Genomic DNA, 13752 nt, shown 5'->3' with positions numbered 1-13752 from the left:
CCGCGACCTGCTGAACCGTGACCCCAGGGGCGGCACCCGCGTGCGGTTCAGCCTGATGCCGGCGCAGGCATCGCGCCTGGTCGACATCCGCACCTCGAAGATCGCCGACCGCATCGCGGCCATCGACGACTTCGTCGAGGCGGGCTACGAGGTGCATCTGAATCTCAGCCCGGTCATCGTCTACGACGGCTGGCGCGACGACTGGGCCGAGCTGCTGCAACAGGTCGCCGACAACACCAGCGAGCGCACCAAGCGCCAGCTGGCGGCCGAGGTCATCTTCCTGACACACAACCAGGAGCTGCACGACGTCAACCTCGGCTGGCATCCCAAGGGGGAGGAGCTGCTGTGGCGGCCGGACCTTCAGCAGCTCAAGCGCAGTCAGAGCGGGCAGTGGAACGTCCGCTACAAGAGCCCGTGGAAGGGACGCTGGGTGCAGGACCTGACCGACCTGCTCGCGGTCACGCTGCCCGCGTGCCGAGTGCGGTACGCCTTCTGAGCGTCAACGCCCACGCCACTGCGGTTTGCGCTTCTCGGCCCAGGCCCGCAATCCCTCGGCGACGTCTTCGGTCGCACCGGCCACCTTGCGCATGGTCTCGCCGAAGCGCACCGATTCGATCCAGCCCATGTCCGCGGTCCGCCACGCCACTTCCTTGGTCGCCCGCTGGGCCAGCGGTGCGGCCTCGGTGAGCGTGCGGGCCCACGCCTGGGCTTCGGCCTGCAGCTGGTCGGGCTCGACCAGCTTCCACACCAGACCGACCTCCTTGGCCCGCTCGGCGCTCATGGGTTTTCCGGTCAACAGCAACTCCATCGCGTTGGCCCAGCCCACCCGTTGCGGGAGCCGGATGGCCCCGACGATGGTGGGCACCCCGATCGACACCTCGGGAAAGCAGAACGTGGCCTCGGTGCTGGCGATGACGAAGTCGCAGAACAACACCCCGGTCACCCCGTAGCCGATGCAGGGACCGTGCACGGCGGCGATCGTCGGCTTGAACAGTTCCATGCCGGATTCGAAGGAGTTGATGGTCGGCTTCTCCCAGAAGGTGCCACCGAAGGTCCCGACCGAGCCTTCCCCGTCCTTGAGGTCGCCGCCGGCGCAGAAGACGCCGCCGTTGGCCGTCAGGATCCCGACCCAGGCGTCCAGGTCGTCGCGGAAGCGATCCCAGGCGGCGTTGAGGTCCTGGCGGAGCGCGCCGTTGATGGCGTTGCGGGCCTCCGGGCGGTTCAGGGTGATGGTGGCAACGTGGTCGTGCAGCTCATAGGTGACCAGACTCATCACTGCAGACTATTGCGCCACGCCAACGCCCTCGCCACACACCGGGAAACAAGCCCGCATCATGGCGTGCGCGGGCGGCGAAAGTCATGGACCGCGCCAAGGCGCCCAACGGTTTTCGCGGGCAACCGCTTGATGTCGTCGAAATGAACATGCACCCGCTCGAAGGCTTTGACCCGTTCGGCTTTGACCTTCTTGGTGTAGGTCCGCCGATCCGCCATCGTCAGATCCGCGTCGTCGGTGAATGCGCCGAGCAGGGCGCGCGGGTACAGCCGCTCCACCAGGACGACGTTGATCTCGGCGCACATCACCAGCGCCACCGAGGTCAGGAACAGAAACGCCAACGCCCCCAACACCAGTGCGAACACGCTATTGGTGGCGCTGGCCCTTTTCACGGTGTGCGCCACGTAGCCGGCGCCGAACCACTGCAGCATCTGCCAAATGAACGCCGCGGCAACCGCTCCGGGCAACACCTGCCGGTAGGTCAGTGCGCGTGCGGTCGTCACGCGAAAGGCCACCAGGCAGATCATCGCGTTGATCGCCACCGCGGCCAGTGCGAGGCCGATCTTGCTGAAGACGCCGAGCGCGCTGGTGGCGTGGCCCGCCGCGGCCAACACCGTGGCCGCGATGGCGGCCGAGCCGAGCACCAACAGCAACAGCAGGCTACGCAGCCGGGACCGAATCGGGTTGGGGCGCTTGTGCTTCGGCACCGCCCACACCGTGTCCATCGCGTTTTGCAGCGCCTGTCCCACGCCCAGGCCGCCGTAGAGCGCGCCGAGCAACCCGACGGCCACGCCCACCGCTCCGCCGCTGAGCCCCTGGGGGTGGTGCAGCTGGTCGCCGAGTACCGGGAACTGGCTCAGGGTGCTGTGCAACACCTGCGCCTGCAGATCGGGTCTGCCGGCCAGCACCACCCCGAGGCCGGTGGTCAACAGCAGCAGCAGCGGAAACAGCGACACCAGCCCGTAATAGGTGATCAGGGCGGCGAGGTAACCGCCCTGATCGTCGTTGTACTTGTAGACGACACCGACGATCACGCCGACGACTCGATTACGTCGCTGCAGCCTGTCCAGCCAACCGACCATCGCCGATCACTTCCCCCGCAAGCCGGCATCCAAATTCGATGCACTCGCCACCTGATACCCGGATTCAGCCGCCGTCAACCTCGCGACGGCCGCAGATCGGGGCCGCGTCTCTCACGCTTGACGTTGTACAGCTCCGCGTCGGCAGCCGCGTACAGCGAGGTGATGTCCGCGCCCTCACCGCTGCGGGTTGCGGTGCCGACGCTGGTGCCTGGCGTGTGTTCGTGGACGCAAGCAATGAACTTCGCCGCTTCGGCACCCGTTGGACGACGGTCGGCGATGCACACCGCGAACTCATCGCCGCCAAATCTGGCCAGAACGGCATTGGCGGGCGCGACTTGTCGCCAAAAAGCCGCGCAGCTGATCAGATGCTGGTCGCCGGCTACGTGGCCCTGGGTGTCGTTGAGGCTTTTGAAGTTGTCGATGTCCATCGCGATCACGGTGACAGTGGTTGCGGCCGAACGAGATCGCGCCAACAGGTCCGCGGTGGCGATCTCCCACCCTGCGCGGTTGAGCAGGCCCGTGAGGGGATCGGTGCACGCCGCTGCGACGAGGGCGCGCGTCAACAACCCGAATGATTCAGCCGCGCCGATGATCGCGACCACGAAAATGACGTAGTCGATCCACAACTTCGGCGTGGGCGCGACCGCGAGTGCCGCAACCGACAGCCCGGTCAGCACAGCCACCAGGGTCCCTCCGCGGCGTGGCGAGTAAAACGCGCGCAGGTACATCGCCAGGAACATCGGCCCGATCAGGCAGACGAACTCGGCAACGATCGCGCGGTGGAACGCCATCACGATGGGTGTGGCCACGACCGCCGCTACCGTCGCGGGCGCCGGTTTGTCGGGCCGGGCGGCCAGCAAGGCTAGTGCACCCACACCGAGCCCGACCGCAACGATTCCGCCTGTCGGATTGGACAGGGTGAGCCCCGAACGGATCGGGAACAAGGTGAACACCACCCCGTAGGCGTACAGGAATGTGGTGGCTCCCAAGAAGATTCGCAGCATCCGCGCCTGTTGTGTGCGGTAGAAGACCGTCCCCGCATCGGCGCGCAGGCGCAATCGATATCGGCGCGTATCCCGACCGCCGTACGGGCCACCGAAACTGTGACGCATTCCGTTAAGTCTCCTCGTCACCCCCGTGCTGGCGACGTGCGGCGAATTGCTGCATCGCCATTCTGACACCACGTCGACCTCTGCAGCGTCGCCGACACCTCGTGGCCGGCGCCGCCGGATGACGCCTATCGTGGCAGCAGTGGCCGAACCGTCTGTAGCGCAGTTGCGCACACAGCTCGACGGTGTGACGCTGCGCGACGCGGCCCGCTTCGGCCGGCGCCTGAAGAATTTGCGCGGGGCCCCGCCCGAGAAGCTGCGCCGGCTGGCCGACCAGATCGCGGCCGCGCAGACGGTCGTCGCCGCGCGCCACGCCGCGGTCCCCGCGATCGCCTACCCCGACCTGCCGGTCAGCCAGCGGCGGCAGGAGATCGCCGAGGCGATCCGGGCGAATCAGGTGGTGGTGATCGCGGGGGAGACCGGGTCGGGGAAGACCACCCAGCTGCCCAAGATCTGCCTCGAGGCCGGCCGCGGTGTCCGCGGAACCATCGGGCACACCCAGCCGCGCCGGCTGGCCGCCCGCACCGTCGCACAACGCATCGCTGACGAGCTGGGCAGCCCGCTCGGCGACGTCGTCGGCTACACGGTGCGGTTCACCGACCAGGTCAGCGACCGCACGCTGATCAAGCTGATGACCGACGGGATCCTGCTCGCCGAGATCCAGCGCGACCGCCGCCTGCTGCGCTACGACACCCTGATCCTCGACGAGGCCCACGAGCGCAGCCTCAACATCGATTTCCTGCTCGGTTACCTGCGCGAGTTGCTGCCGCGCCGGCCCGACCTGAAGGTGATCGTCACCTCGGCGACCATCGAGCCGCAGCGCTTCGCCGCCCACTTCGGTGGAGCCGAACATGGGCCCAGCGGCGGAGCCGAGCACGGGCTCAGCACCACCGCGCCCATCATCGAAGTGTCGGGACGCACGTATCCGGTGCAGATCCGCTACCGGCCGCTGGAGGTTGCCGTACCGGTCGACACGCAGGATGATCCCGACGACCCCGACCACGAGATCGTGCGCACCGAGACCCGCGACGAGGTCGAGGCGATCGTCGACGCCATCGCCGAGCTCGAGGCCGAGCCGCCGGGGGACATCCTCGTCTTTCTGTCGGGTGAGCGCGAAATCCGAGACACCGCAGAGGCTTTGGGCGGCGCTCTCAAACACACCGAGGTGCTTCCGTTGTACGCCCGGCTGCCCACCGCCGAGCAGCAGAAGGTGTTCGCGCCCCACACCGGGCGCCGCGTCGTGCTGGCGACCAACGTCGCCGAGACGTCGTTGACCGTGCCCGGGATCCGCTACGTGATCGACCCGGGCAACGCCCGCATCTCCCGTTACAGCCGGCGCCTGAAGGTGCAGCGGCTGCCGATCGAGCCCGTCTCGCAGGCGTCCGCCGCGCAGCGGGCCGGCCGGTGCGGCCGGGTGGCGCCCGGCGTGTGCATCCGGCTGTACTCCGAACAGGACTTCGCGACCCGGCCGCGCTACACCGATCCCGAGATACTGCGGACCAACCTGGCGGCCGTGCTGTTGCAGATGGCGGCGCTGCAGCTCGGCGACATCGACGAGTTTCCCTTCCTCGATCCGCCAGACCGGCGCAGCGTGCGCGACGGTGTGCAGCTGCTGGCCGAACTGGGCGCGTTCGACCAGCACGGCGCGATCACCGACCTCGGCCGCCGCCTCGCGCGGTTGCCCGTCGACCCGCGGCTGGGCCGGATGATCCTACAGGCACAGACCGAGGGATGTGTGCGCGAAATGCTGGTGCTGGCCGCTGCGTTGACGATTCCCGACCCGCGGGAGCGGCCCAGCGACCGCGAGGAGGCGGCCCGTCAAAAGCATGCCCGCTTCGCCGACGAGCACTCCGACTTCATGTCCTATCTCAACCTGTGGCGCTATCTGCGCGAGCAGCGGAAGTCGTTATCCGGCAACGCGTTTCGGCGGATGTGCCGTTCGGACTTTCTGCACTACCTGCGCATCCGCGAGTGGCAGGACCTGGTCGGGCAGCTGCGCAGCATCGCCCGCGACCTGGGAATCGTGGAGGACGCCGCGTCCGACGAGCCGGCCGATCCGGCCCGGGTGCACGCGGCGCTGCTCGCCGGGCTGCTGTCGCATGTGGGTATGCGCCGCGAAGACACCCGCGAGTATCTGGGGGCGCGCAACTCGCATTTCGTGCTGGCGCCCGGCTCGGCGCTCACCAAGCGGCCCCCGCGCTGGGTCGTCGTGGCGGAGCTGGTCGAGACCAGCCGGCTGTACGGGCGCACCGCCGCCCGCATCCAGCCCGAGCTCGTGGAGCGGGCCGCCGGTGACCTGGTGCAGCGCACCTACAGCGAACCGCATTGGGACGCCAAGCGCGGCGAGGTGATGGCCTACGAACGGGTGACGCTGTACGGGCTGCCGCTCGTCGCGCGCCGCCGGGTCGGGTACGCACGCATCGAGCCGATGTTGGCGCGGGAGCTGTTCGTTCGCCACGCGCTGGTCGAAGGCGACTGGCAGACCCGTCACCACTTCTTTCGCGACAACGCACGGCTGCGCGCGGAGCTCGAGGAGCTGGAGGAGCGCGCCCGGCGGCGCGACCTCCTGGTCGGCGACGACGAGATCTATGCGCTCTACGACGCCCGCATCCCCGCCGATGTCGTCTCGGCGCGGCACTTCGACGCCTGGTGGAAAAAGCAGCGCCACCAGACGCCGGACCTGCTCACCTTCGCCCGCACCGACCTGCTGCGCACGAACGAGACGGCCGCCGCGGATCGGCCGAAGACGTGGCGGACGGGCGATGTCGCGCTGTCATTGACCTACCGCTTCGAGCCGGGCGCCGCTGACGACGGCGTCACCGTGCACGTGCCGATCGACGTGCTGGCCCGCCTGGGCGGCGACGAGTTCGCCTGGCAGGTGCCGGCGCTGCGCGAGGAGCTGGTGACCGCGCTCATCCGCTCACTGCCGAAAGACTTGCGCCGCAACTTCGTTCCCGCCCCCGACACCGCGCGCGCGGTCCTGGCGGCAATCGACCCGGGCGGTGAGCCGCTGCTGCCGGCGCTGCAACGCGAGTTACGCCGTCGCACCGGGGTATTGGTGCCCGTCGACGCCTTCGATCTGGACAAGCTGCCGTCGCATCTGCGGGTGACGTTCGCGGTCGAGTCCGGTGACGGCGCCGAGGTGGCGCGCGGCAAGGATCTGCGGGTGCTGCAGGAACGGCTCACGACGCCGGCCCAGCAGGCCGTCGCCCATGCGGTCGCGGGTGATCTGGAGCGGACCGGGTTGCGCGGCTGGCCCGAGGACCTCGACGAACTGCCGCGGGTCGCCGAACGCACGGTCGGCGGGCGCACCGTGCGGGGCTTTCCCGCATTCGTCGACGCGGGCGGCGGCGTGGACCTGCGCGTGTTCGCCACGTCGTTCGAGCAGGAGCAGGCGATGCGACCCGGGATCCGGCGGTTGATTCGCCTCAGCGTCGCGTCACCGACCAAAGCCATTGTGCGTCAACTTGATCCACGCACCCGGTTGGTTCTCGGCAGCAATCCGGACGGTGACCTGTCCGCGCTGCTGGACGACTGCGCCGACGCCGCGGCCGACGCGCTCGTGTCGGCGCCGGTGTGGACGCGCGCGGAGTTCGCCGCGCTGCAGCAGCGGGCGGCAAAGTCCTTGTCGCCCACCACCGTCGACATCGTGGGCCGGGTCGAGAAGGTGCTGACTGCCGCCCAGGAGGTGCAGCTCCAGGTGCCCGCGAATCCGCCGGCCGCGCAGGTCGACGCGATTGCCGACGTCCGCGCGCAGCTGGATCGGCTGCTGCCGGCCGGTTTCGTCACCGCTACCGGGGCCGCCCACCTCGCCGATCTCGCCCGCTACCTGCTCGCGATCCGGCGCCGCCTCGAAGGCCTGTCCCGTGCGGTCCAGGCCGATCGGGAGCGCATGCAGCGGGTGCACGCGGTGCAGGATGCCTACGCCGAGCTGGTGCGCGAGCTGCCGCAGGCGGCCAAGGCGGCCGCCGACGTCCGGGATGTCGCCCGGCAGATCGAGGAATTCCGGGTGAGCCTGTGGGCCCAGCAACTCGGCACGCCCCGCCCGGTCAGCGAGCAGCGGATTTACCGCGCGATCGACGCCCTGCGCGACCGCTGGTGATCGATGTTCCCCGCCACTTTCAACCTATAGCGCATCCGGGGGCTTGCCGCAAGACCCGGGTGCCGATGCAAAATCGCTGTCCTCAACCAGAATTCAATCGAATCGGGGTAGCGAAGTGGGCGTTTGGCGGTCAGCGGAGAACTCGAACGGCGACATGGCGCACGCGGTGCTCATTGTCGGGGGCGGCCCGACGGGGCTGATGCTGGCGGGCGAACTGGGTTTGGCGGGAATCGACGCCGCCATAATCGAGCGGCGCACCAGCCAGGACCTGGTCGGGACGCGGGCGGGCGGGCTGCATGCCCGCACCATCGAGGTTCTCGATCAGCGTGGCATCGCCGATCGGTTTCTGTCCCGGGGCCGGGTGGCTCAGGTCGCCGGCTTCTCCCAGATCCGGTTGGACATCAGTGACTTTCCCACCCGGCATCCCTACGGACTCGCGCTGTGGCAGAACGAGATCGAACGTATCTTGGCGGACTGGGTCGACGAGCTGGGCGTGCCGATCTATCGGGGCGAAGAGGTGGCGACCCTCGCGCAGGACGACGACGGCGCCGACGTCGGACTGTCCGATCACCGGATGCTGCGGGCGCAGTATGTCGTGGGGTGCGACGGCGGACGCAGCGTCGTCCGCAAGGCGGCCGGCATCGAGTTTCCGGGCTGGGAGGCGACCACGAGCTATTTGCTCGCCGAAGCCGAAATGGACTCCGCGGCCGAGCAATCCCCGCAGTGGGGCATCCGCCACGACGCGCTCGGTGTCCATGCTCTCTCGGTTGCCGAGGAGGGGGGACCGGTTCGGATCATGGTCACCGAGCGGCGCCTCGGGCCGCCGTCCGAACCCACGCTGCGCGAGCTGAGTGAGGCGCTCGTCGCCGTATACGGAACCGACTACGGGATCCATAGTCCCGCTTGGATTTCCCGGTTCACCGACGCGGCGCGACAGGCCGCGAACTATCGGCGCGGGCGGGTTCTGCTCGCCGGCGACGCCGCGCATATCCATCACCCGGTGGGCGGGCAGGGCCTGAACACCGGCGTGCAGGATGCGGTGAACCTGGGCTGGAAGCTGGGCCAGGTGGTCACCAAGACATCACCCGACCGTCTGTTGGACACCTATCACGCCGAACGGCATCCGGTCGCCCAGCGTGTGCTGCGCAACGCGTTGGCGCAGATGGCGCTCCTTCGCCCCGACGACCGCATCCACGCGCTGCGTGACACCGTGACCGAGCTGCTCGACATGGACGAACCCCGCGCGCGTTTCGCGGCGATGATGTCGGGCCTGGACATCCGCTACGACCTGGGGGAGGGGCACCCGCTGGTGGGGCGCCGCATGCCCGACCTGGATCTGCTCACCGCCGACGGTTCGTCGCGCGTGTTCGACCTGCTGCGAGACGCCCGTCCGGTGCTGGTCAATTTCGGCGACGCCGGCGGCATCGACATCATGTCCTGGGCGGACCGGGTGCGCCTGGTTGCCGCCAAACATGTTGGGCTATGCGAACTTCCGGTACTAGGGACGGTCAGCGCACCGCCGGCGGTGCTGATCCGACCCGACGGGCACGTCGCCTGGGTCGGCACCCGCGTCGACGCGGCGCTGCACCGCGCCCTCGGCACCTGGTTCGGGCCGCCCGTCGCGACCTGAGGGCGGCCGCGTCCGCGCCGAAAAAGGGTGACTTGTGTCGGCCCGCGCAGGGTGTAACGTGCGTGTTCGCTGTTCAAGAGCAGGAAGCACTCACCGTGGACATGGCAACCGAGCAACCGCCGACGGCGCCGCAGGATTGGGCCGAGGCCCAACCCTTGCTCAGGCCGGTGCTGCGCCCGCAGAGCTACGTCAATCACTTGGTCAATGCCGGTGCCCAGCCGTGGGTGCGCCCGGTGTTTCCCTTCATCAACGAGATGGTCGTGGTCGACCTGCCGACCGTGCGGGCCATGGTGACCCCGGCGGAAACGGGTGCCTGGGGCATCACCGGCGATCAGGCCTTCGCGGTCGCCCGGGAGAACCTTTCGGCGCAGCAGCAGACCTTCGCGCCGGGTGAGAAGTTCCTGTTAAAGGACGCCGATGGCGGCACCTATATCGATTCGATGATCCTGGCCACCGGGTGGCTGGGTTCGCTGGCGGTGGCCGGCGGCCCCCGTCCGCTGGTGTTTTTCCCGGGCGACGGTGTTTTGCTGCTGGGCACCGACGCGCCCGACGACGCCGGCGACCTCTTCGAGGTCGCCGAGCAGATGTACCTCGATGCCGAGCAGCCGATCTCGCCGCAGGGCTACACCATCGAGGGCACCATCATCGCGCCGTTTGATCAGGCCGGCCCGCACCCGCTGCGCGAGCTGGCGCTGCGGGCCCGAACACTTTTGGCCACAAAGGAATACCGCCACCAGACCGAATTCTTGCGGGAGCACTATGAGCGCGAATTGTTCCCGCAATACGTCGGCGACGCACAGATGATCGAAACGGCCTGGGGCCGGCGCAGCACCGCGGCGTGGGGTCAGGGCATCCCGTGGGAGCTGCCGCAGACCGATTACGTGACTTTTCTGGTCGGCGATCCGTCGAACGTGTCCGACAAGTTCACCGTGCCATTCGCGACGGTCGTCGACGTGGTGGGCATCCTGCCCGTTGCCGGAATCAGTCCGGTCCGCTACCGGGCCAACGAATGGCCCGCGCCCGAGCTGCTGACGACGCTGAAGGCGCACGCCATCGACCTCCCGAGCGAATGAGCGTGCTCGGCGAGCCGGGCCGGCGGCCGATCAGTCCGGCGGCTCGTTGGTGGCACCTCGGACGGCCGCTTGCTCCCGGTCGCTGCGGTTGCCGGGAACGCCTTCGGCTTCGCTTTCCTCGGTAACCTTCTCCTCGAGCTGGTCGACGATGTTTTCCAGCTCCTGCGCGCGGCTCAGCGGGTCTTTGTCGGGTTTGGTCATATCGCTTTCCAACTGGCGTGGGTGGGGAGACGGGCCCCGGCGCCGGGAACCCGCCGTTATTCCATACCCGATCGGGCGATTGCTAACCAGAATCGGGCGGCCGTGAGACGGACGAGACACAGCGCCGCGACGGTGGAAGTATCGCAAGAGTGGCTACCGAGAAACCTCAGACCATCGCTTACCCAGCTGCCGACGCCCGCCCGCGTCGCCACCACGCCGATGCGCTCGACCCGCATGTCATCGTCCTTTTCGGTGCGACGGGCGATCTGGCGAAACGGAAGCTGATCCCCGGCCTGGCCTACCTGGACCAGTCGGAATTAGCGCCCAATATTCAAATCGTCGCCACGTCGTTGGAGGACCTGAGTCAGGAGGAATTCCGCGAGATCGCCAAGGAGGCGATCGATTCCTTCGGCTCGCACAAGCTGACGGACGAGCAGTGGGCCAATTTCGCCGGCATCATCAGCTACGTCCCGCAGGGCGCCGGACCCGAGGCACTGGCCGAGGCGGTGGCCCAGGCCGAGGAGAATCTGGGGGCTAACGTTCGGCGCCTGCATTATCTGTCGGTTCCACCCAAGGCGGCGCGCGCCGTGATCACCATGCTGCGCGACGCCAAGCTGGTCGAACGGTCGCGGGTGGTGATGGAAAAACCGTTCGGCACCGATCTGGCCAGCGCCGTGGCGCTGAACGACTTCGTGCACGAAACCTTCGAGGAATCACAGATTTTCCGCATCGACCACTTCTTGGGCAAGGAAGCCGCGCAGAACATCTTGGCGTTTCGGTTCGCCAACGGCCTCTTCGAGCCGATCTGGAACCGCAACTTCATCGATCACATTCAAATCGACATCCCCGAGGACAAGGGCTTGGAGCAGCGGGCGAACTTCTACGAAGAGACCGGGGCCTACAAGGACATGGTGGTGACCCACCTGTTCCAGGTGATGGCGTTCGTGGTGATGGAGCCGCCGACGGCGCTCGAGCCGTTTGCCATCAGCGAGGAAAAGAACAAGGTGTTCCGGTCGATGCTGCCGGTCAAGCCGGCCAACGTGGTTCGGGGTCAGTACAACGGATATCGCGACGAGGACGGCGTGGCGAAGGATTCCGACACCGAAACCTTCATCGCCCTCAAGGTCGGCATCGACAATTGGCGGTGGGCGGGGGTGCCCATCTACCTGCGCACCGGCAAGAAGATGGCCGAGGGCATCCGCATCATCTCGATCGCGTTCAAAGAGGCGCCGCGGACCATGTTTCCGCCCGGATCAGGGGTGGGCACGCAGGGCCCCGATCACCTCACGTTCGACCTTGCCGACAACTCGAAGGTTTCGTTGTCGTTCTATGGCAAGCGGCCCGGCCCGGGCATGAAGCTGGACAAGCTGTCCATGCAGTTTTCCTCCCAGGAGATCGACACCGTCGTGGACGTGCTCGAGGCCTACGAACGGCTGATCCTCGATGCGATGCGGGGCGACCACACGCTGTTCAATACCGCGGAGGGCATCGAATCATTATGGGAGCGTTCCGAAGATCTGCTCAGCGACCCGCCGCCCGCCAAGCTGTATCAGCCAGGCACCTGGGGGCCCAACGCGATTCACCAACTCATCGCGCCCAACGCATGGCGGCTGCCGTTCGAGCGGGGGTGGCGCGAAGCCAAGTCCTAGCGGAGGTGGATTACCACCCAAACCGCTGGGACTCAGCCCAATTCGGCACTGAGGTAACTGATCGAGTGACGGAACTCCCTGAGGATTTCGTTGTCCGGCAGCACGAATCCGTACTCGGCATAGACCTGTTCGGTCGGGTGGCGGGTGACGTTCCACCCGGTATCGGCCAGGTGCTCGCCGGCCGGGCGGCGCTCGCCAAGCCAGACGAGCTCGGCGACGTCGATGTCGAGCCCGTGCTGACGCCAGGTGTTGCGCATCGCCCGAGCGCGTTCGTCGGTGAACACGCTCATGTCGGTGATGTTTTCCGTGGCCAGCCGGCTGCCCGGCGCGCTGAGCGCGGTGATGTTGTCCAGCAGCCGGTCCTGGGCGTCGGGCGGTAGGTAGGGCAGTAGACCCTCGGCGATCCAGGCGGTGGGCGAGTCGGCGTCAAAGCCGCTGTCCCGCAGCGCCGTTGGCCAGTCGTCGCGCAGGTCGATTGCGACGGTGCGGCGCTCGGCGGTCGGTTCGGCACCGATCCGGGCGAGCGTGTTCGTCTTGAAGGCGATCACCTCGGGCTGGTCGACCTCGAAAACCACGGTGCCCGAGGGCCACGCCAACCGATAGGCCCGCGCGTCGAGCCCGGCGGCCAAGATGACGGCCTGCCGTATGCCCGCCGCGGTGGCGGCGCCGAAGAAGTCGTCGAAATACCGGGTCCGCACGGTCATCTGCTCGCGCCGCTGCTGCAGGGTCATCGGCATGTCGTCGGTCTCGAGCGGGATTTCGTTGTCCAGCATGCGGGTGAAGAAGGGGTGCCCGACCGCCCGCACCAACGGCTCGGCGAATCGGTCGTCCAGCAACGGGTCCGGCTCACGGGACGCCAGCGCTCGGGAGGCCGCCACCATCGTGGCGGTCGCCCCCACGCTGGACGCCAGGTCCCAGCTGTCGCCCTCGCTGCGCGCCGAGCCTAATGATGACATTCGTTTTCCCCTTCCGCCGATCCACTCGCGGCGTCGGCCATTTCGCCTGCCGGAACGCTGACCACCGGCGCACGGCTCCACCGGTACCGAAGGGTACTTTCTGCCTAGGCCGCGCGCACCCCACACCCGTCGCGCACGCTCGTGACTCTCCCGCTCCAACGACGACAGGAAGTGAATCGCTTTCATGGCACCGACCCTGCGCCCGCGCCGATCCGCCCTGTACCTCCCCGGCAACAAGCCGCGCGCGCTGGAGAAGGGTAAGACGCTGCCGGCGGACGTGCTGATCTTCGACCTCGAGGATGCCGTGGGTCCCGACGCGAAAGCCGATTCGAGGACGACGGTGTGTGACGCGATCTCGTCAGAGAGCTACCGGCCCCGCGAGGTCGTGGTGCGCATCAACGGCTTGGACACCGACTGGCACGACGACGACCTGGCGGCGGTGGCCGGTTCCGCCGCCGACGGCGTGCTGGTGCCGAAAGTCGAGACGGGTCAACAGGTTCGAGCGCTGGCCGACGCGCTGGACGCATTGGGAGCGCCGAAGTCGTTGCAGCTGTGGGTGATGATCGAAACGCCCCGGGCCTTTCTGCGGGCCGAGGAGGTCGCGTCGGCCAGCGATCGCCTGGCCGGTTTGGTGGTGGGTACCAACGACCTGGTCAACGAGCTGCACGGCCTGCACG

Annotated in this window: 11 protein-coding genes; 6 read left to right on the top strand and 5 right to left on the bottom strand. The window is 68.0% G+C overall.

Annotated features, from left to right (window positions below):
- Positions 1-496: spore photoproduct lyase family protein (locus tag A9W96_RS26145; protein ID WP_369830876.1), on the top strand; the 496-nt coding region annotated here is incomplete at its 5' end.
- A 3-nt stretch (positions 497-499) separates the two neighbouring features.
- On the opposite strand, the gene A9W96_RS26140 is transcribed toward A9W96_RS26145, so the two are convergent.
- From A9W96_RS26140 to A9W96_RS26130, 3 genes are all read right to left on the bottom strand, one after another.
- Positions 500-1273: an enoyl-CoA hydratase/isomerase family protein gene (locus tag A9W96_RS26140; protein ID WP_066863089.1), complete on the bottom strand. Its 774-nt coding sequence runs from the start codon at positions 1271-1273 to the stop codon at positions 500-502.
- Between the two features lie 59 nt (positions 1274-1332).
- Entirely contained in the window at positions 1333-2355 is a 1023-nt protein-coding gene (locus tag A9W96_RS26135; RefSeq protein WP_066876771.1) for a YihY/virulence factor BrkB family protein, read from the bottom strand.
- Between the two features lie 74 nt (positions 2356-2429).
- Positions 2430-3413: a GGDEF domain-containing protein gene (locus tag A9W96_RS26130; RefSeq protein WP_067144189.1), complete on the bottom strand. Its 984-nt coding sequence runs from the start codon at positions 3411-3413 to the stop codon at positions 2430-2432.
- A gap of 193 nt (positions 3414-3606) precedes the next feature.
- Between A9W96_RS26130 and hrpA the strand changes: the two genes are divergently transcribed.
- From hrpA to A9W96_RS26115, 3 genes are all read left to right on the top strand, one after another.
- Positions 3607-7566: an ATP-dependent RNA helicase HrpA gene (gene hrpA, locus A9W96_RS26125; RefSeq protein ID WP_067144183.1), complete on the top strand. Its 3960-nt coding sequence runs from the start codon at positions 3607-3609 to the stop codon at positions 7564-7566.
- A 154-nt stretch (positions 7567-7720) separates the two neighbouring features.
- Positions 7721-9196 (top strand): FAD-dependent monooxygenase, encoded by a 1476-nt coding sequence (locus A9W96_RS26120; RefSeq protein ID WP_067144187.1) that lies wholly within the window; start codon positions 7721-7723, stop codon positions 9194-9196.
- Between the two features lie 95 nt (positions 9197-9291).
- Positions 9292-10269, top strand: coding sequence for a hypothetical protein (locus A9W96_RS26115; protein WP_067144185.1), 978 nt, complete (start codon positions 9292-9294; stop codon positions 10267-10269).
- A 30-nt stretch (positions 10270-10299) separates the two neighbouring features.
- Here the strand turns inward: A9W96_RS26115 and A9W96_RS32365 are convergent, their stop codons facing one another.
- Positions 10300-10482 carry a hypothetical protein gene (locus tag A9W96_RS32365; protein ID WP_197497982.1) on the bottom strand — a complete coding sequence of 61 codons (183 nt, stop codon included), beginning with the start codon at positions 10480-10482 and terminating at the stop codon, positions 10300-10302.
- Positions 10483-10619: 137 nt separating this feature from the next.
- On the opposite strand from A9W96_RS32365, the gene zwf reads away from it, so the two are divergent.
- Entirely contained in the window at positions 10620-12119 is a 1500-nt protein-coding gene (zwf, locus tag A9W96_RS26110; protein ID WP_066863071.1) for a glucose-6-phosphate dehydrogenase, read from the top strand.
- 32 nt (positions 12120-12151) lie between these two features.
- On the opposite strand, the gene A9W96_RS26105 is transcribed toward zwf, so the two are convergent.
- The gene (locus A9W96_RS26105; RefSeq protein WP_067144181.1) at positions 12152-13075 is read right to left on the bottom strand and encodes a class I SAM-dependent methyltransferase; all 924 of its coding nucleotides are present in this window, start codon (positions 13073-13075) and stop codon (positions 12152-12154) included.
- A gap of 184 nt (positions 13076-13259) precedes the next feature.
- Between A9W96_RS26105 and A9W96_RS26100 the strand changes: the two genes are divergently transcribed.
- Positions 13260-13752: CoA ester lyase (locus A9W96_RS26100; RefSeq protein ID WP_231999910.1), on the top strand; the 493-nt coding region annotated here is incomplete at its 3' end.

It is taken from the genome of Mycobacterium sp. 1245852.3 (assembly GCF_001669335.1).
GTDB classification, from domain to species: Bacteria; Actinomycetota; Actinomycetes; order Mycobacteriales; family Mycobacteriaceae; genus Mycobacterium; species Mycobacterium europaeum_A.
Note: the sequence above shows the minus strand (reverse complement) of the source record. Positions and strands in the feature narration are given on the sequence as shown.

What these genes read in the sequence shown, in the direction of transcription:
- A9W96_RS26120 (WP_067144187.1), top strand. Translation starts at nt 7,721, where the DNA reads ATGGCGCACGCGGTGCTCATTGTCGGGGGCGGCCCGACGGGGCTGATG.
- A9W96_RS26105 (WP_067144181.1), bottom strand. Translation starts at nt 13,075, where the DNA reads ATGTCATCATTAGGCTCGGCGCGCAGCGAGGGCGACAGCTGGGACCTG.
- A9W96_RS26135 (WP_066876771.1), bottom strand. Translation starts at nt 2,355, where the DNA reads ATGGTCGGTTGGCTGGACAGGCTGCAGCGACGTAATCGAGTCGTCGGC.
- A9W96_RS26140 (WP_066863089.1), bottom strand. Translation starts at nt 1,273, where the DNA reads ATGAGTCTGGTCACCTATGAGCTGCACGACCACGTTGCCACCATCACC.